Genomic DNA, 18,702 nt, shown 5'->3' with positions numbered 1-18,702 from the left:
GTCCCAGACCAACGATGAAGGAGCAGCCCGCATGACGGTCGCAGCAGACACCGACCCCCGTTTCCAGCAGTACGCGCACCCCGAGCGCCTGGTGAGCACCGACTGGGTCGCCGCGCACCGCGCCGACCCCGGCGTCGTCATCGTCGAGAGCGACGAGGACGTGCTGCTGTACGAGACCGGGCACATCCCCGGGGCGGTGAAGATCGACTGGCACACCGACCTCAACGACCCGGTCGTGCGCGACTACCTGGACGGCGAGGGCTTCGCCCGGCTGCTCAGCGAGCGCGGCATCGCGCGGGACGACACGATCGTCGTCTACGGCGACAAGAGCAACTGGTGGGCTGCCTACGCGCTGTGGGTGTTCACCCTGTTCGGACACCGCGACGTGCGGCTGATGGACGGCGGCCGGGCGAAGTGGCTCGCCGAGGGCCGCGAGACGACCCGCGAGGCCACCGTGCGCCCCCGCACCGAGTACCCCGTCGTCGAGCGGGTGGACACGCCGATCCGGGCTCTGCGCGACGACGTGCTCGCCGCGATCGGTCACGAGCCGCTCGTGGATGTGCGCTCGCCGCAGGAGTACACCGGCGAGCGCACCCACATGCCCGATTACCCGGAGGAGGGCGCGCTGCGCGGCGGGCACATCCCGACCGCGCACAGCGTGCCGTGGGCGCGCGCCGTGAACGAGGACGGCACGTTCCGCTCGGTGGAGGAGCTGCGCGCGATCTACGAGGGCGAGGCCGGCCTCGACCCGCACACCCCCACGATCACGTACTGCCGCATCGGCGAGCGGTCGAGCCTGACGTGGTTCGTGCTCATCTTCCTGCTCGGTTTCGAGCACGTGCGCAACTACGACGGCTCGTGGACGGAGTGGGGGTCGCTCGTGCGCGTGCCGATCGTCACCGGCGCCGAGCCCGGCACGTGGCCGGCGCGCTGACCCGTGGGCGTGGCGCCCGGTCGCGCGCATAGACTGGGCGCCATGTCCGCCACCGAACGCACCCCCTCCGACGAGATCCCCGACACGCTGCCCCGGGCCCTGCGCGAGACCGCGGAGGACTTCCGCTCGGTCGGCGAGCGCGACCGACTGCAGCTGCTGCTCGAGTTCTCCGACGAGCTTCCCGAGATGCCGGAGCGGTACCACGACGACCCGGCGCTGCTCGAGCCGGTGCCCGAGTGCCAGTCACCCGTCGCACTGATCGTGGAGATCGGCGCGGACGGCGCCGTGCACCCGCACGTGCAGGCTCCCGTCGAGGCACCGACGACCCGCGGGTTCGCGTCGATCCTCGTCCAGGGGCTCGACGGACTCTCTCCCGCCGAGGTGCTCGCAGTGCCGAGCGACTACCCGTACGAGCTGGGCCTCGCCCACGCCGTGTCGCTGCTGCGTCTGCACGGCATGGTCGCGATGCTCTCGCGCATCAAGGGGCAGGTGCGGCGCAAGACCGCCTGAAGTGCGTGCGAGTGCGGGACGCGGGGACGTGCCCGACCCCGGTTCAGCAGATCGACCTCGAATCAGCAGGAACCCCGGCATCACCGCCGGATCCCGGCGAGAACGCCGAATCCACGTCGTGGCCACCGAATCCCCGCACCGCCGCAACATCTCGTCACAAACGCCCACGCGGGCCCCGGTCGCGCGATCCTGACCGGGGATGCGGCGACCCGCCGCGCATCCGCGATCCACGCGCCCGGGACAGGGCCTCGCAGGCGGGGTGAGGAAGAGGAACAGACATGGCCTACCAGGAGCCAGAGGACAGCCGGTTCACCCGCGTGTACCAGGAGACGACACCGGACGTGCTCGAGGCGTTCGGTGCCTTCAACCAGGCGGTGTTCTCCGACGAGCGCATGGTGCCGAAGAAGTACCTGGAGCTCATCGCCGTGGGCGTCGCGCTCACGACCCAGTGCTCGTATTGCATCGACGCGCACTCGAAGGCCGCGGTCGCGGCCGGGGCCACCGAGCAGGAGCTCGCCGAGGCCGCCTGGGTCGCTGCGGCGATCCGCTCGGGCGGCGCCTTCGCGCACGGCCGGCTCGCGTTCAAGCTGAGCGGTGCCGACCACCAGCGCTGAGCCGGACGCCGGCGTGGGCACAGCCGCCGGGGCCCGGCCCCAGCGGGGGCGGCCATCACCGCGAACGCCGCGCGGGCGTCAGCGGTGCGCCCGCGTCACAGCACGGACCAGAGCACTCCCGACCCGGACTGGCCCGCGGCTCAGTCCGGGTCGACGGCGTGCTCGACGTTCGTGTCCCCGTCGAGCAGCTGGGCAGCGAGCCCGTCGATGACGGTCTCCTCCTGCGCCGGATGGAAGATGCCGCCCAGGACGTCGCGGTAGAGGCGGCTGAGCTCGTTGCCGTTCGAGAACGACCCGCCGCCGACGACGCGGATGGCCTTCCCGACGATCCGCTGTGCGCCCTCGGTGGCGCGCACCTTGAGCCCGATGACGCTGTTGCGGAACGCGGGGGTCAGCCGCGCGACCGCGTCGACCCGGCCGGCGAGGTGGCGCAGCTGCAGGCGCAGCGCGTCCAATTCGCTGTAGGCCTCAGCGAGGCGCACCCGGGTGAACGAGTCGATCGAGAAGGCGGCATCGGCCAGCGGGGGCCGATGGGGGCGACGTGCGGCCTCGGCCGCCAGCTGCACCGCACGCTCGGCGACGCCGATGTACACGGCCGAGACGGTCAGGCCGAACATGATCGTGTTGCCGATGGTGAGGTCGTCGGCGGCGCCCTGAGGAATGCGGCGCACGACGCCCTCGGCCGGCGCCGGCACGCCGTCCAGCACGGTCGTCCAGCTCTGCGAGGCGCGCAGTCCGACCGTGTCCCACGTGGGCCGGATGTCGAGGCCGGCCGCGTCGCGCGGAATGAACGCGTGGATGATCTGTGGATGCTCCGGGTCGGTCTCGTCGTCGACGCCGAAGATTCCCAGGCGCGTCCACGCCGGCGACAGCGAGGTGAAGATCTTCACACCCTCGAATCGGTAGCCGCCCCGGCCGTCCGGATGCGCCTTCGTGCGCGAGAAGCGCGGGGTGACGTTGTTGCCCGGCTCGGCGAACCCGAACGCGTACAGCTCGCCGGCCGCCTCGCGCTCAAGCAGCCGTTCGTAGCTGTGATCGCCCAGTCGCCGCAGGTACAGGGCGGTGAGTGCCCAGAGCACGTGCATGTTGATCGCGATCGCGGTGCCGGGCGCGGCCTGGGCCAGGCGCTGCTGGTCGAGGATCGTGGCGGCGAACCCGCGACCGAGGCCGCCGAGCTCCTCCGGCACGGCTCCGCGCAAGTAGCCGGCCCCGCGCAGATCGGCGAGATCCTCGTCGAAGAACGCGTTCTCACGGTCGTAGCGGTCGGCTCGGCGGTGGATCGCCTCGAACAGGCGGTCGTCGATCAGCGTGTCCTCACGCGGCACCGCGTGCAGCGGCTGCGCTGCGGATCGCGTGGGTTCGATGTGTTCAGTCATGTCTCTCCTCTGAGAGCGGGGCCGACGGACGGCCGGCCATGGTCTGGATGCGGCGACTGCGACCGGGTGGGCGCTTGGGCCGGTTGTCGCTGCCGGGGTCGGGGCCGGGCAGGGCACCGCGGCCGCGGTCCGGTCACCCGGCACGCCCGCCCGCGCGGTCACAGGAAGAACGTCTCGGGCTGGGTGCCGTTGAGCAACCAGTCGCCGATGTAGGCGCGACGGAAGATCGCCGGGTTGTGCGAGCCCAGTGTGCGGGCATTGCGCCAGTGCCGGTCGAGCCCGCGCTTCGTGGAGACCGCAGAGGCGCCGCCGACCTCGAAGACGTCGCTGGTGACGTGGACGATGTCGTCGACGATCACCTGCTGCGCCTCGAACTGGTGGATCTGCAGCCGCACGTACGCGTCGAGCCGCTGCTGTTCGTCGGCGAAGTCCGTCTCGCGCAGTCGCTGGAACACGCGGGCCACGTCGCGCACGAGCGCCTCAGCGCCATACACGCGGCTGGCGACCCCGCCCAGCACGATCTGGACGCGGTCGTCGCGGGCCGGCTCAGAACGTCCGGCCACGCCGAACGAGCGGGTGCGCCCACGCACGTACTCGGTGATGTCGGTCACCGCCGCACGGCCGACCCCGGCGAGCGCGGCGAGCAGGATGAGGTGCAGGAAGACGCGGTTGTCGATGAGGTAGAAGTCTGGCTCCTCGGTCTGGTCGAAGACCTGGTCGTCGGTGAGGCGGACGTGATCGAAGACCGTGGTGCCGCTGCCGGTGAGCCGCTGGCCGAAGCCGTCCCAGTCATCGATGACGCTCACGCCGGGCGCGTCGGTCGGCACAAGCACCCCGTAGCGGTGGCCGTCGTGTATCGCGTTGCCCCAGGTCGCGTCGGAGAACAGGGTGCCGGTGGAGTAGAACTTGCGCCCGTCGAGCACCCACCCCTGCTCGTCGCGGGTGAGCTCGGTGCCGATGTTCGAAGAGTCGCGCTTCTCGGCCTGCGAGTTGCCGACGAGCAGCCCGCCAGCCACCTCGCGCAGACCGGCCCAGCTGCGCTCGTCGCCGATGACCAGCAGCCGCTCGACGTAGCCGAAGTGTCCGCGCAGCGCCTGCAGCACGTTCGAGTCGGCCGCGCCGATGTCGAGGGCGAGGTCGAACAGCTCGGGCAGGGTCAGTCCCCAGCCACCGAGCTCCTCGGGCACACGAGCTGCGGTGACGCCGAGGTCGCGCAGCGCGTGGATCTCGTCGACGGGCAGCCGGTGCTCCCGGTCGCGGTCGGCGGCGCCCTGGCGAATGTCGTCGAGCAGCGCGGCGATCGCTGCGGTCTTCTGGGCGGGGATGGGCATGATGGTTCCTTCCGTGCCGGGCCGTGCAGGCCCGGGATGTCTGTGGTGCGGCCGCCGCGGCCTGTGGCGGGTGCTCGGGGTGATGCGGGTCGCGGTGCGCCGGCGCTTGATCGGTCAGGCGAACGCGCCCCGCCACCGGGCCGCGGGATGCGTGTCAGGCAGCAGGTCGCGTCCGGTGAGCTTGCGGCGCAGGGTGCCGGGCCGGTACTCGCGCTGGGCGAGGCCGCGCTCCTGGAGCGTGGGCACGATGTGATCGACGAACTCCTCGTATGAGCCGGGGATCGTCCAGTTCATGATGTTGATGCCGCCGACCCCGCGGGCGCGCCAGGCCTCGAGCTGGTCGGCGATCTGGTCGGGGGTGCCGACGATGCGGCCGCGCAGGCGGGCGGAGAGGCGGGCCAGGTCGCGCACGGTGGGGTCGGTGTCGCCGGCGAGTTCGCGCAGCCAGCGCAGGTGGCTGACGTTCGTGTTCGTGTGCAGCTCGGAGAGCGGGGTGTCCGGGTCGAGCGGCTCGCCCGTGGTCGGGTCGAAGCCGAGGTTCGAGTGCAGCAGGAACCCGTCGTCGGACAGGTAGTCGTCGATCTCACGTTCCTTGTGCCGTGCCTCGGCCTCGGTGCTGCCGACGATGAAGCTCTGACCGAGGATGAAGACAAGGTTGTGCGGGTCGCGGCCGGCGGCGACGACGCGCCTGCGCGTGTCCTCGATGAGCGCCTGCGTCTTCTCAGGCGTCGAGGCGAGGATGAACTGCCCCTCGGCGTGCCGGGCGGCGAAGTCCCGGCCGACCGGGGAGGACCCGGCCTGGAAGAGCACCGGGGTGCGCTGCGGGGAGGGCGACTGCATCGCCGGCCCCTGCACCCGGTACCACCGGCCCTCGTGGTCGATGCGGTGGATGCGGGACGCGTCGGCGTACACCGCCTTCGAGATGTCCTCGGGGTGGCAGTCGTCGACCACGGCGCCGTCGTCCCAGGAGCCCTCCCAGAGCTTGTAGCAGACCTCGGCGTACTCCTCGGCCTGACGGTAGCGCTCGTCGTGCTCGAGCAGGTGGTCCAAGCCGAAGTTGCGGGCCGCGCTCTCCTGGGCGCTCGTGACGATGTTCCACCCGACCCGGCCGCCGGAGAGGTGGTCGAGCGTCGCCATGCGGCGAGCGAACTCGAACGGGTACGTCTGCAGCACGCTGCTCGTGATCGCGAAGCCGAGATCGTGCGTCTGCGACAGCAGCGCGGCGACGAGCACCGAGGGGTCGCCGTTCGGGAACTGCAGCCCCTCACGGGCGTTGACCGTGAAGTCGCCGCGCGCCGGGCCGTACAGCCCCAGCACGTCGGCGAAGAACAGCAGGTCGATGCGTCCCCGCTCGAGGGTGTGCACCAGATCGATCCAATGCTGCAGGCAGTTGAACTCGTCCTGCCGGGCCGACGGATGCCGCCACAGCCCGTGCTGGATGTGCGAGACCGTGTCCATCACGAACGCCGAGAGCACCAAGGGGCGTTCGGTCGTCTCGTCGCTCACATGCTCTCCTCGTCTCGCATCCGGTGCCCCGGCATCGGGGCCACTGCGAATTATGGGACGCGGACGACCGCGAACGGTACGCGGATGGTCACACTTCGCAACAGTCGTCGCCGGCCGGGTATCCGGCCACGACCGCGGCGGGACGGCCGAGCCAGCGGTCGGTGATCAGGCTGACACCAGACCGTCCTGACGTCGTGCCCGCAGCTCGCTCTCGACCGGGTCACGAGCGAGCAGCGCGGCGATCAGGCTGACCACGGCATATCCGCTCACGAGTGCACAGACCGGCCAGGGATCGCCGCCGGTGAGATGAATGAACCAGGAGGCGAGCAGCGGGGTGAGGCCGACTGAGAGGATCGAACCGACCTGGTACCCCAGCGAGATGCCGCTGTAGCGCAGCTCGGCGGGGAACTGCTCGGCGAACCACGCAGCCTGTGGCCCGTAGATCGCGTCGTGCAGCACGTTCATCCCGATCACGGTCACCAGCGGCAGCAGGGCCAGCGGCCCCCGGTCCAGGAACCCGAAGTAGGGCCAGATGAGCACGCCGATGGCGATCGAGGCGCACACCGCGATGGGCCGGCGCCCCAGACGGTCGGATGCCCAGCCCCACAGGGGTGTGGTGAGCAGACTCAGCGCGGACACGATCAGCACCGAGGTCAGCCCGGCGGAGGAGTCGCCGCGACGGAGCACCAGATAGCTGAGGGCGAACGCGGTCATGATCGAGAAAATGGCCGGCTGTGCGAGGCGCAGCCCCGCAGTGATGAGCACGCCTCTGGGATGCCGGCGCAGCACATCGCGGACGGGAAGGCGATGCACACGATGCTCCTCCTGGACGAGGAGGAACTCCGGTGCGTCATGCACACGAACCCGCACCACGAGCCCGATGATGACGAGGACGATGCTCAGCAGGAAGGGGATGCGCCATCCCCAGGCGAGGAACGCCTCCGTGCCCAGCATGCCCTGCACCACGGTGAACACTCCAGTGGAGAGCAGCATGCCCGCGGCCGACCCGGTCTGTGTGAAACTGCCGAACAGCCCGCGCAGACCGCGTGGCGCGTGCTCGACCGTCAGCAGCGCCGACCCGCCCCACTCCGCTCCAGAGGCGATGCCCTGCACGAGACGCAGCGTGACGAGACCGACGAGTGCGGTGAACCCCATGTGCTCATAGGTGGGCAGCACACCGATGAGCGCGGTCGCCGCGCCCATGACGAGCAGGGACCAGACGAGCACCCGCTTGCGACCGGTCCGGTCGCCGAAATGCCCGGCGACGACGCCGCCGAGCGGTCTCGCCACGAACCCGACGCCGTACGTGGCGAAGGAGACGATGAGCGCGGTGAGCGCATCCGTCTCCTTCGGGAAGAACTCCGTCTTGAACACCAGCGCCGACGCGGTCGCGTAGAGATAGAAGTCGTAGTACTCGACCGTGGTTCCGATGAAGGCTGCTGCGGCGACCAGCCGGCGTTCTCTCCCCTGCCCGGGCTGGGACGTCTTCGCGTCAACGACCTGCTGTACCATGCGCTCCTCGCTCTCGAGCTTCGAACCATCGCCCTGCGGTGGATTTGACGGCATCCGGGCAGCAGCCGCCCACCGCAGGGCGCCACGGGTGGCCTCACCGGTGTGTGGAGAAATATCACGTACCCGTCAGGCGGGCAGGCACGGATCAGGTGTACAGCGACAGCGGCTGCAGCTCCCGGTTGAGCAGGTACGCGCCGACCTCGAGCTTCTTGTAGTCGATCGGGTCGTGCAACGAGTGCGTGCGGGCGTTGCGCCAGAAGAGGTCGAGCCCGACCCCGGTGCGCGTGCTGCTCGAGCCGGTCGCCTCGAACACGCGGTTCGTCGCATCCGTGGCCAGCTCGCTGGAGGCGACCTTGAGCCGAGCGATCTCGATGGCGATGCGGCCGCGCTCGTCGGCGGTGAGGGCATGCCCGCGGTCGATCGCGGTGTCGTAGGAACGGCTGGCCTTCTCGGCCAGGGCGGCGACGGCGGCCGTGCGCGAGTCGAGCTCGCCGTACAGCCGCTGGATGAACGGGTCGTCGCGATACAAGTCCGCCTTCGAGAGGAACCAGGCGTTCTTGCGCGCCCGGGTGATCTCGGCACCCTTCGCGATCGCCCCCTCGGCCAACCCGACGTAGATGTTACCGAACGCCAGCTGGATGCCCGGGGTGAGCAGGGTCGCGAACGGCTCGTCCGTCAGCGAGCCGATCACGTCGTCCGGAGTGACCCGCACGTCGTGGTAGCGCACCGTGTTGCTCGAGGAAAGTCGCTGGCCGAGGAAGTCCCAGTCGTCGACGTACTCGACGCCCTCACGTCCGTGCTCGAGCACGAAGGCCACGATCTGCCCGTCGAACCGGCCACCGTGCGCGAGCGCGTTGACGACGATGACGTCGCCGACCGCGGAGCCGGTCGAGAAGCGCTTGTGCCCGGTGAGGACGTAATCGTCGCCGACCGCGGTCAGGGTGAGGCCGGGGTCGACCGGGTTGACCGAGTCGCCCCAGACCCAGCGGTGGTCGATCGTGCGGCGCAGCCACCGGTCACGGACCTCGTCGGTCGGCGCGTCGAAGACGATGTTGCCCTCGTTGACGTAGTGGTAGCCCAGCAGCTGGCCGATCGAGGAGTCCGTGCGGGAGAGGATGCGCACCACCCGGAACGCCGTCTCCCAGTGGGCCCCGCCGCCGCCGAGCTCGGCTGGGTCGAGCAGGGTGACCAGGCCACTGTCCTTCAGCAGCTGCGCCTCGCGGTGCGGGGTCTCGTTGGCCTGGTCTCGCTCCCAGACGTCCTTCGCCAGGGTGTCGGCGACCTGCTGGGCCACCGCGCTCCAGCGGTCGATCTCCGTCTGGTCGGCGTGCCCGTGCCAGGGGATCGTCTCCGTGACCAGCGGCGCGCTCGTCGTCTTGCTCATCGCATGCTCCTTCATCTCGACTGCTCTGCGGTTCTCTCGGGTGCTGCTTCATGGGGGTCTGGGCCCGCGACGGACGTCGGCTGCAGGTCGCCGCCCCGGGCGGGTGGATCAGGGTTCCTCGGGACGGGGCCGTCCCGTCCCCGTGTAATCGTCGATCGTCGACAGCGGGCCGCCGACACGGTACTTCGAGCCGCGGTGGTTGTCGGGCAGCCGGTCGCCATGGCCGAAGAGCTTGTTGCGCAGCGTGCCCGGGGCGTACTCCGTCGGGTAAACGCCCCGGCGCTGCAGCTCCGGCACGATCAGGTCGACGACGTCCTCGAACGTGTCGGGCACGGTCGCGTAGGCGAGGTTGAACCCGTCGATGTCGGTCTCGTCGACCACTCGCTGCAGGGTGTCGGCGATCTCCGCAGGTGAGCCGACGAAGTTCTGCCCCTGGCCGCCGATGCCGCCGAGGCGCACCAGGTCGCGCACCGTCCAGGTGCGCCCCTGGTCGTTCTGGCCTTTGAAGGCCTCGAGCGCCGACTGGATCGCGTTGCTCTCCACATTGCCGAGCGGCTCGTCCAACCTGTAGCGCGACAGGTCGACGCCAAGCCAACCGGACATGAACACCAGAGTCCCCTCGACGCTCGCATAAGAGAGCAGATCGCGGTACTTCGCCTGGGCGCCGGCCGAGGTCTCATCCGTGATCAGCGTGCTCAGCAGATAGATCTTCGCCGAGTCGGGGCGACGCCCCGCATCGACAAGCGCCTGGCGGATGCGGCGGACGGTGGCCCTCACATTCGCGTTCGTGGGCCCACCGATGAAGATCGCCTCCGCGTTCTCCGCGGCGAAGCGGATGCCCCGCGGACTCGCACCTGCCTGGAAGATCACGGGCGTGCGCTGCGGCGACGGCTCCGAGATGTGGATGCCTGGCACGTCATACCAGCGGCCGTGATGGCCGATGTGGTGGGCCTTCTCAGGAATCGCGAACACACCGTGCTCCGCATCGCGCACCACGGCATCGTCCTCCCACGACCCCTCGAGCAGCTTGTAGATCACCTCGAGGTACTCGTCCGCCTGGTCGTAGCGCACGTCATGCGGCAGCTGGCCCTTCTGCCCCAGGTTGCGGGCGGCGGAGTGCAGGTAACCGGTGACGACGTTCCACCCGACGCGCCCCTTGGTGAGGTGGTCGAGGGTGCTCAGCCGGCGGGCGAACGGGCAGGGGTGCTCGAATGCGGTGCCGGCGGTGATGCCGAAGCCGACATTCTCGGTCACCGCCGCACCGATGACGGCCAGTTGGAGCGGGTCGTTGACCGGGGTCTGGGCGCCCTGCCGGATCGCCGCGAGGTCGTTGCCGCCATAGACGTCATAGGTGCCGAGCACATCGGCGATGAAGACCGCATCGAACACGCCCCGCTCGGCGATGCGGGCGATCTCCTGCCAGTACTCGATGTCCTTGTACCGCCACGCCTGGTCGCCCGGGTAGCGCCACAGCCCGGGGCTCTGGTGGGCGACGCAGTTCATCTCGAACGCGTTGAAGTGGATCTGCCTGGTCATGCCCGGGCTCCCTGCTCGTCGCGCTCGCGCCCGATCGCCCAGGCGTACGGCAGCGGCGTGCCGTTGACCAGCCAGTCGCCGATCACGCGCTCCTTGAAGATGACGGGGTTGTGTGAGGAGACTGTGCGGGCGTTGCGCCAGTGCCGGTCGAGGCCCAGATCCTCCGAGGCCGCGGAGGCGCCGAGCGCGTTGAAGATGCGGGTAGCGACGTCGAGCGACAGCTTCGTGTTGACCGACTGACCTCGGCTCGCGTCGAGCTCACCGGCGTCCACGAACTCGCGCTCCCGTGCCCCGTCACCACGGCAGTGGGCCAGGTAGAGCTGCTGCAGGGTCTCGCCGACCCGCTCCGCTGTCGTGCGGGCCGCGAACGCCTCGGCGTCGGCGATGCCGACCTGCTGCAGCACGAGCGGATCCTCGTGCCATCGAGCACTCGACCCGTGACTGTACACGCGCACCCGCTGGCGCACGAGTTCGACGAGCTCGTCGACCGCACCCCGGGCGATGCCCGCCTGGGAGGCCAGGTGCGAGAGCTGGTAGAAGGCGGTCTGGTAGGGAAAGCGTTCCGCGAAGACGGTGATCTCCTCCGGCGCCACCCGCGCATCCTGCAGGATCGTCGTCCCACTGCCCGTCGTGCGCTGGCCGAAGCCGTTCCAGTCGTTCTCGATGACGACCCCGTCCTGGTGCGTCGAGACCGCCGCGATGACGGGCACGCCGTCCTCGGCCCGCTGCGCATACAAGTCGATCCAGTCGGCGAAGATGCTCCCGGTGGTGTAATACTTGCGGCCGCTGGCGAGATAGTCCCCGTCCGACTGACGGGTGACCCTCGTCTGCACCTCGCCCACGCGCACGTCGCCGACCTCGGTCCAGGCGTTGCCGACCAGGTCGCCAGCGACGAAACGATGGAACCACCGCGACTGGTCCGTGTCGCGATGCTGCCAGAGCCGATCCTCGACGAAAGCGAGGTGCCCACGCAGAGCCTGATTCACATTCGGGTCGGCGGCACTCAGCTCGGTCAGCAGGCCGGTCAGCTGGGTGATCGACGCCCCAGCGCCGCCGAAGACCTTCGGGACGCGCAGGGCACCGAACCCGGCCCGCCGCAGCTCGTCGATCTCCGTCCTCGGCAGCCGGCGCTCCCGGTCGCGCTCCCGTGCAGTCTCATGGATGCGGGCGAAGATCGGCCGGAACCGAGCCTCGAGCTCCTCGAGGTCGGCCCCCGTGCTGATCTGGTCCGCGGGAACGCCCGTGGCCGATGCTTGCGACCTGTCCTGTTGAATCGTGTCGAGACTCATGTGTCCCACCCTTCGCCTGTGCTGTGTCACCGAGGCATTCCCGCTGGGAATTCCTGCAGGGAATTCCTGCAGGGGCGCATTCCATGCGCCCCACAACAGTGGATTCCCGGCACCCTCTCGGCAGCTTCGGAATCATTTTCCAGAAGGTTATGCGAACCGCATTCTCAAGGCGTCATGATTGCGAATCTTTACGTGATCCATCAGCCCGGACATGCATTTCGAGATCGGGCATGATCGAACCCGATCTCGGAATGCACATCAAGGAAAGGAATCAGAGCGGGTTCAGAATGCCCTGCCCGCTGTCACGCTGCCATTCCCGCACCCGTTCATCCCGGAATGCGCTGACGAGCTTCCTGACGTTGTCGGTGTCCTTCCGCCGGGTACCGATCGTGCGCTGACCGGTGAAGTCGTCCAATGCATTCAGGCGTCCTGTCCCGAGGCGTCGAACGGCGAAGGACGCGTGCCGTCGAGGGCGCTGCGCCGTCCCGCGTAGGCCCCGCGGTACGCCGCGGAGGGGTGCGTGTCGAGCGTGTGCCGCTGGCCCTCGCCGTACAGGTGCTCGCGCAGGGTCTCGCCGGCGTACTCCGTCTGGGCGCGACCACGCTTCTGCAGCTCGGGGACGACGTAGCCGACGAGGTCCTCGAACGACCCGGGGGTGATCGCATAGGCGAAGTTGAACCCGTCGACCCCGCCGATCTCCACCCACCGCTCGAGCTCATCGGCGACGGTCTGCGGGCTGCCGACGATGACCGGGCCCATGCCGCCGATGCTGCGTCGCTCGACGATGTCGCGGACAGTCCAGCGGGTCTTCGAGTCGATCGAGGTCAGCGACGCCAGCGCCGAGCGCAGGCTGTCGTTGTCCACTGCCTCAAGCGGCGCGTCAGGCGAATACTGAGAGTAGTCGATCCCGCTCCAGCCGCCGTAGAGGGCGAGCACGCCCTCCCCGGAAGAGTGGCCGAGGTACTCGCGGTACTTCTGCTCGGCCTTCTCGTCGGTCTCGTCGACGATCACCGTGACCAGGGCGAAGATCTTCAGATCGCGCGGGTCACGTCCGTACTCGCCGGCGACGTTCCTGATCCCGTCGCTGATCTTCCGAGCTCCCTCAGGCGTGGCCGGCGAGATGAACACGCCCTCGCCGTGCTTCGCCGCGAACCGCTGGCCCCGCGGCGAGGCTCCGGCCTGGAAGATGACCGGCGTGCGCTGCGGCGAGGGCTCCGTGAGCGCGATGCCCGGCACATCGAAGTACCGCCCATGATGCTCGATCGGATGCACCTTCGCGGGATCCGTGAACACGCCGCGCTCGCGGTCGCGGAGCACGGCCTCCTCCTCCCACGAGCCCTCCCAGAGCTTGTAGGTGACGTCGACGAACTCCTCGGCGATCTCGTAGCGCTCGTCATGGGGGATCTGCTGTTTCAGCCCGAGATTCACCGCGGCGCTGTTGAGGTAGGAGGTCACCACGTTCCAGGCCACGCGCCCCTTGGTGAGATGGTCGAGCGTGGCGAACTTCCGGGCGAGGGCGTACGGCTGCTCATAGGTCAGAGCGGCGGTCACGCCGAAGCCGATCCGGTCGGTGACCAAGGCCATCGCGGGAACCTGCAGAAACGGGTCATTCACCGGCACCTGATCAGCGTCACGCAGCGCCGTCGCCACCGAGCCACGGTACACGTCATACGTCCCCAGCACGTCGGCGATAAAGATCGAGTCGAATCTCGCGCCCTCGAGCAGTCTCGCAAGATCAGTCCAGTATTCGAGGTCTTTATAGCGATATGCCTGCGATTTCGGATGCCGCCAGGTGCCCGCGGACTGATGCGAGACGCAGGTCATGTCGAATGCGTTGAGAATGATCCGGTCTGTCACTGCTTCATCCCTTTCCACGGGTCGGCGGATCGATCCGTTCGAATGATTGTGCCAACCGCACTCCCACCATGTTCAACGCATTACACAATATGAAGCCCCGGGAATTCACACCTGTCGTCATTCCGGAGTGCAGCATGCCACCGGCGGTCGTGTCCGGTCTCGGTGAAGACGACCGCTCATCATCAGGCACCGCTCATCATCAGGCACCGCTCATCATCAGGCGAGGAACCGCCCCAAGCCGGGTCCCGTTCCTCTCGCTCGGCCCGGCACCGTCGACGCCCATCCGACCGCCGGCACGGGGCTTGGGAAAGCGGGAGCCGGTCTTGCCGGTACACCCGAGCCTCGCCACCGGCACGCTGCTGCCTGCCCCCCGGAACAATCCGCAACATTCCAGCCGTGCGCTGGCGTCATGTGGAAGCGTTGCTCACGACAGGGAGACGAAGGAGACCGCGAATGAGCATCGCACCGGCTACGGCGGACACGAGACAGGCCTCCGTCACATCGACCGACGACCTCGACGACCAGACCCTGCGCCGGGTGTTCGGGGCCTTCCCGAGCGGCGTCGTGGTGCTGGGCGCGCAGACCGAGGACGGCCCACAGGCGTTGGTCGCCTCGTCATTCACCGTCGGCGTCTCACTGCATCCGCCGCTGGTGTCGGTGGCCGTGCAGCGATCGTCGCAGACCTGGCCGCGCATCCGCACCGCGCCCGCCATCGGCGTGAGCTACGCCGGCGAGGTGCACGCGGGAGTGCTCCGCCAGCTCGCCGGACGCGACCGGGCACACCGGTTCGACGGCGTGGGCACGATCGTCACCCCACACGACGCCCTGCTGCTCGCCGGCTCGCCCGTGCACCTGGAGACGGTGCTGCACGCCGAGATCGCCGCCGGCGATCACACCGTCGCCCTGCTCGAGGTGCGCCACGTACACGAGGAGCCGGAACACCGGCCCCTGCTCTGGCACGCCTCCGGCGTGCGCACCCTCGACTGACCCGGCAGGGGTGCCGACCGGCACCGGCGCTGACCGCCGCCCGCCGAGAGCAGCCCGTCGCTGCGCCCGGCGGCCGGCCGTCGACGCCCGCTACGCCTCCCGGGTGATCCCCACCGAGACGAACAGGTGTGAGGCGCCCTCGCCCGAGAACACGCCGCGGAGCGGAGCGACATCCCCATAGTCACGACCGCGGCCCACGCGCACGTGCCGGTCGCCGACCGCGACGCGGTTCGTCGGGTCGTACCCGTGCCAGACACCGTCGAACCACTCCACCCACGCGTGTGACTCGCCCGCGACAGTCTCGCCGATCGCGGCGTCGGTCTTCGGCTGCAGGTACCCGGAGACGTATCGGGCCGGGATGCCCGCCCGGCGCAGCGCTCCGAGCGCGATGTGCGTGATGTCCTGGCAGACGCCCTTGCGTTTCGCCCACGCCTGAGCGGCGGTGGTCGCCACCCCGGTCACGCCCTGCACGTACTCCATCGCGTCCCCGACGCGATGAAGAATCTCGTGCGCGGCCTGCGCGGGCGTGGCCGCGGACGCGGCGATCTCCTCCGCCATCCGCGCCACCTCGACGGGCGGCGCCGTGCGCTCGGTGGGCAGCAGCTGCTCGCTGAGCGCGACGGTCGACTGGCCCACCGCGGCGAGACGCTCCCAGGTGCAGGCGTCCTCCCCGACGTCGGGCGTCGGGCGCACCTCCACGAGGCTGGAGGCGACGAGGCTGAGGGCGTCGTGCGGGGCGAGCACCTCGAACGAGGTGACCCGGGTGCCGTAGTAGTCGAGGTACTCGTGCCGGCTGGTCACCCCGCGCCGGGTGGCGGCGCCGTCTCTCCGGTCGGCGCGGATGTCGAGACGGGAGGCGAGCACGATCTGGCCGGGGTCGGCCGCGGGCAGCATCCGCGCCTCGTTGTAGGAGGCGTTGGCGACCGCGTCGTAGCGGTAGCCCGTGCGGTGTTCGATGCGCAGGCGTCTCATGCGCTCTCTCCGATCCATGCCGGGTCCGGGTTCACCGGGAAGAACCGGTCTCGGATGGCCTCCGTGGCCTGCTGCATCCCGTTCTGCACCGCGACCATCAGGCGCGGCAGGTCCTCGACCAGTCGGTCGACGGGCGCGTACTCGAGCTGGCTGCGCACCCAGCCGAGCACGCGGCGTGCGTCGGAGCCGACGCCGATGCGCCGGTCGCTCGGGTCGAGCCCGGTCAGTGCGTCGATCGCGCGGTTGAGCGAGTGCAGGATCGACCGGGGGAACAACTGGTCGAGCAGCAGGAACTCCACCGCGTGCCGGCTGCCGGGCTGGCCGCGGAAGGTGTGCTGGAACGCCTCGTAGCCGCCGACCGAGCGCAGGATCGTCGCCCAGGACGGCCCGCTCGCCTCCGTCAGCGACCGGGTCGCCAGCAGCCGGGCCGTCATGTCGACGTGCTCGATGCTGCGCCCCAGGGTGATCAGCCGCCACAGGTCGTCACGGCTGATGTTCGAGTCGATGAGCCCGAACACGAGGGCGGCCCGCTCGCGCACGTAGCGGAAGAAGTCATGGGTCTTGTCCTCGCGCACCCGCCGGGGCAGCCGCTTGACCGTGGTGTTGAGCGCCTCCCACAGCTCACTCGGCAGCACGTCGCGGGCACCGCGGGCGTTCTCGCGGGCGGCCCACAGCGACGCGGCGATCGACGAGGGCTGGGCGCGGTCGGTGCCAAGCAGCCGCAGCACGTCGGCGCGGCACAGGGTGTTGTACGTCTCGGGGGCGCTGCCCATCACGCCGAGCAGCGCCGTGCACGCCCGGGACTCCTCGACCCAGGGATCCTCGAGCAGCAGCTGCAGGTGCACGTCGAGCAGTCGGGCGGTGCCGTCCGAGCGCTCCACGTAACGGCCGATCCAGAACAGGCTCTCAGCGATCCGCGACAGCATGGCGGGCCTCCTCTTCTCCGGTCTCGCCCGCGGGAACGCGGGCCTGCTGCTGCTCCTGCTCCTGCTGCCGGCGCAGGGCCGGCTCGGCCGCGGGCCCCTGCTCCGGGTCGGTGAGATCGCCGCCGGCGTGCGCCCCGGCCGGGGTGAGGCGCGGGGCGGACACGGCGGGCGCGTCCTCGGCCAGCCCCTCGTCATGCGCGAGTTCGTGCTTGAGGGCCGCCTGCACCGGCGAGCCGAGCACCCAGGTGTCCTTCGACCCGCCACCCTGCGAGGAGTTAACCACGAGCTGCCCCTCGGGCAGGGCCACACGGGTGAGCCCACCGGGAAGCACCCACACGTCCTCGCCGTCGTTGACCGCGAACGGCCGCAGGTCAACATGGCGGGGGCGCACGCCATCCTCGACGACGCTCGGGATCGTGGAGAGCATCACGACCGGCTGGGCGATCCACCCGCGCGGGTCGCGGCGCAGCCGGCGGCGCATCCGGTCGAGCTCCTCACGCGACGCCGTCGGCCCCATCATGAGCCCCTTGCCGCCCGAGCCGTCGACGGGCTTGACCACGACCTCGTCGAGCCGGTCGAGCACCTCGGCCAGCTGGTCCGGCTCCTCCAGCCGCCAGGTGGGCACGTTCGGGATGATCGGCTCCTCGGCGAGGTAGTAGCGGATGAGATCCGGCACATACGTGTACATGAGTTTGTCGTCGGCGACGCCGTTGCCGACCGCGTTGGCGATCGTGACGTTGCCGAGGCGGGCGGCGAGCATCATCCCCGGCGAGCCGAGCACCGAGTCGGCGCGGAAGTTCAGCGGGTCGACGAACTCGTCGTCGAGGCGCTTGTAGATGACGTCGACCCGCTGGGGGCCGGAGGTCGTGCGCATGTACACGCGACCGTCGGTGCAGAACAGGTCGCGGCCCTCGACGAGCTCGACGCCCATCCGCCGGGCGAGCAGCGCGTGCTCGTAGTACGCGGAGTTGTACATGCCGGGGGTGAGCACGACGACGGTGGGGTCGGCCACGCCCTCCGGGGCGGCGGCGCGCAGGGCCGCGAGCAGCCGCATCGGGTACTCGGTGACCGGCCGCACGGTCTTCGTGCCGAACAGCTCCGGCAGCGACTGGGCCATCACGCTGCGGTTCGACATCACGTAGCTGACGCCGCTGGGCACGCGGACGTTGTCCTCGAGCGCCCGCAGCGTGCCCCCGCCGTCGCGGATCAGGTCGATGCCGGCGACCTGGATGCGCACGCCGTTGGCCGGGTGCACGCCCACGGCCTGCCGGTGGTAGTGCTTCGACGAGGCGATCAGATGGGCGGGGATGACCCCGTCGGCGACCGCCCGCTGCGGCCCGTACACGTCGTCGAGCAGGGCCTCCAGGGCGCGGACGCGCTGGGCGATGCCCGTCTCGATGTGCCGCCACTCGGTCGCCTCGATCACCCGCGGGATCGGGTCGATCGGGAAGGGCCGCTCCTCGCCGGCGAAGTCGAAGGTGACGCCCTGGGTGAGATAGGAGTTCGCGAGCGCCTCGATGCGGCTGGCGAGCTCCCCGCGGGGCATCTCGTCGAGGATGTCGACGAGATGCCGGTACTTCGGCCGCGCGACGCCGCCTGCGCCGGCCTCGTCCGGCGGAGTGGAGAACACCTCGTCCCAGCAGTCGACCCCGAGGGACCGGGCCGCCGCCGAGACGCCGTATCCGGCGAACAGATCGCTCATGCGCGCACTCCCCTCCGCCGGACACCGGCGGATGCGGGAGAGCGCGCCCGCCTGGACCGGACCCCTGCAGTGTCGCAGGCGGATGTGTCGCGAATGTTACGGGCGGGCTGGGAAGGCGCCGACCGACACATGCCACCGTCGGCCGCCACCGCGGTGAACAGACGAAGCGGGGCGCGGGCCTGTCACCCGCGCCCCGCTCATCCGCATGTCACCTGTCGGGGCGATACCGCGTCCGCACGCCGTCAGCGCCGTCAGCGCCGTGCGAT

At 70.0% G+C, this 18,702-nt stretch carries 16 protein-coding genes; 4 read left to right on the top strand and 12 right to left on the bottom strand.

The window, feature by feature from the left end:
* Positions 1 to 31 precede the first annotated feature (31 nt).
* From F8O02_RS02470 to F8O02_RS02460, 3 genes are all read left to right on the top strand, one after another.
* Positions 32 to 934: a sulfurtransferase gene (locus F8O02_RS02470; RefSeq protein WP_158035635.1), complete on the top strand. Its 903-nt coding sequence runs from the start codon at positions 32 to 34 to the stop codon at positions 932 to 934.
* Positions 935 to 976: 42 nt separating this feature from the next.
* Positions 977 to 1,444, top strand: a complete 468-nt coding sequence (locus tag F8O02_RS02465; protein ID WP_158035634.1) for a SufE family protein — start codon at positions 977 to 979, stop codon at positions 1,442 to 1,444.
* A 278-nt stretch (positions 1,445 to 1,722) separates the two neighbouring features.
* Entirely contained in the window at positions 1,723 to 2,058 is a 336-nt protein-coding gene (locus F8O02_RS02460; RefSeq protein WP_158035633.1) for a carboxymuconolactone decarboxylase family protein, read from the top strand.
* Positions 2,059 to 2,198: 140 nt separating this feature from the next.
* On the opposite strand, the gene F8O02_RS02455 is transcribed toward F8O02_RS02460, so the two are convergent.
* From F8O02_RS02455 to F8O02_RS02420, 9 genes are all read right to left on the bottom strand, one after another.
* Positions 2,199 to 3,434 (bottom strand): acyl-CoA dehydrogenase family protein, encoded by a 1,236-nt coding sequence (locus F8O02_RS02455; protein ID WP_158035632.1) that lies wholly within the window; start codon positions 3,432 to 3,434, stop codon positions 2,199 to 2,201.
* Positions 3,435 to 3,592: 158 nt separating this feature from the next.
* A complete protein-coding gene (locus F8O02_RS02450) occupies positions 3,593 to 4,765 on the bottom strand; it encodes an acyl-CoA dehydrogenase family protein (RefSeq protein WP_158035631.1) in 1,173 nt (390 codons plus the stop codon).
* Between the two features lie 114 nt (positions 4,766 to 4,879).
* Positions 4,880 to 6,271 (bottom strand): LLM class flavin-dependent oxidoreductase, encoded by a 1,392-nt coding sequence (locus tag F8O02_RS02445; RefSeq protein WP_263970864.1) that lies wholly within the window; start codon positions 6,269 to 6,271, stop codon positions 4,880 to 4,882.
* A gap of 165 nt (positions 6,272 to 6,436) precedes the next feature.
* Positions 6,437 to 7,783: an MFS transporter gene (locus F8O02_RS02440; protein WP_158035630.1), complete on the bottom strand. Its 1,347-nt coding sequence runs from the start codon at positions 7,781 to 7,783 to the stop codon at positions 6,437 to 6,439.
* A 145-nt stretch (positions 7,784 to 7,928) separates the two neighbouring features.
* On the bottom strand, positions 7,929 to 9,167 hold the full coding sequence (locus F8O02_RS02435) for an acyl-CoA dehydrogenase family protein (protein ID WP_158035629.1): 1,239 nt from the start codon (positions 9,165 to 9,167) through the stop codon (positions 7,929 to 7,931).
* A gap of 108 nt (positions 9,168 to 9,275) precedes the next feature.
* Positions 9,276 to 10,703: an LLM class flavin-dependent oxidoreductase gene (locus F8O02_RS02430; RefSeq protein ID WP_158035628.1), complete on the bottom strand. Its 1,428-nt coding sequence runs from the start codon at positions 10,701 to 10,703 to the stop codon at positions 9,276 to 9,278.
* Positions 10,700 to 11,992, bottom strand: a complete 1,293-nt coding sequence (locus F8O02_RS02425; protein WP_158035627.1) for an acyl-CoA dehydrogenase family protein — start codon at positions 11,990 to 11,992, stop codon at positions 10,700 to 10,702. The genes F8O02_RS02430 and F8O02_RS02425 overlap by 4 nt, the downstream gene beginning before the upstream one ends.
* A gap of 271 nt (positions 11,993 to 12,263) precedes the next feature.
* On the bottom strand, positions 12,264 to 12,407 hold the full coding sequence (locus tag F8O02_RS08980; protein ID WP_179416208.1) for a hypothetical protein: 144 nt from the start codon (positions 12,405 to 12,407) through the stop codon (positions 12,264 to 12,266).
* 5 nt (positions 12,408 to 12,412) lie between these two features.
* On the bottom strand, positions 12,413 to 13,849 hold the full coding sequence (locus F8O02_RS02420) for an LLM class flavin-dependent oxidoreductase (RefSeq protein WP_158035626.1): 1,437 nt from the start codon (positions 13,847 to 13,849) through the stop codon (positions 12,413 to 12,415).
* A gap of 453 nt (positions 13,850 to 14,302) precedes the next feature.
* Between F8O02_RS02420 and F8O02_RS02415 the strand changes: the two genes are divergently transcribed.
* Complete coding sequence (locus tag F8O02_RS02415) at positions 14,303 to 14,836, top strand: flavin reductase family protein (RefSeq protein ID WP_158035625.1); 534 nt, start codon at positions 14,303 to 14,305, stop codon at positions 14,834 to 14,836.
* A 90-nt stretch (positions 14,837 to 14,926) separates the two neighbouring features.
* On the opposite strand, the gene F8O02_RS02410 is transcribed toward F8O02_RS02415, so the two are convergent.
* From F8O02_RS02410 to F8O02_RS02400, 3 genes are read right to left on the bottom strand one after another with little or no spacing between them, the layout of a single operon-like run.
* Positions 14,927 to 15,808, bottom strand: a complete 882-nt coding sequence (locus F8O02_RS02410; protein ID WP_158035624.1) for a transglutaminase family protein — start codon at positions 15,806 to 15,808, stop codon at positions 14,927 to 14,929.
* Entirely contained in the window at positions 15,805 to 16,734 is a 930-nt protein-coding gene (locus F8O02_RS02405; protein WP_158035623.1) for an alpha-E domain-containing protein, read from the bottom strand. The genes F8O02_RS02410 and F8O02_RS02405 overlap by 4 nt, the downstream gene beginning before the upstream one ends.
* Positions 16,715 to 18,436 carry a circularly permuted type 2 ATP-grasp protein gene (locus F8O02_RS02400; RefSeq protein ID WP_158035622.1) on the bottom strand — a complete coding sequence of 574 codons (1,722 nt, stop codon included), beginning with the start codon at positions 18,434 to 18,436 and terminating at the stop codon, positions 16,715 to 16,717. The genes F8O02_RS02405 and F8O02_RS02400 overlap by 20 nt, the downstream gene beginning before the upstream one ends.
* Positions 18,437 to 18,702: the final 266 nt, after the last annotated feature.

It is taken from the genome of Pseudoclavibacter caeni (genome assembly GCF_008831125.1).
In the GTDB taxonomy this organism is placed as follows: domain Bacteria; phylum Actinomycetota; class Actinomycetes; order Actinomycetales; family Microbacteriaceae; genus Pseudoclavibacter_A; species Pseudoclavibacter_A caeni.
This window is presented reverse-complemented; position numbering and strand designations above follow the sequence as displayed.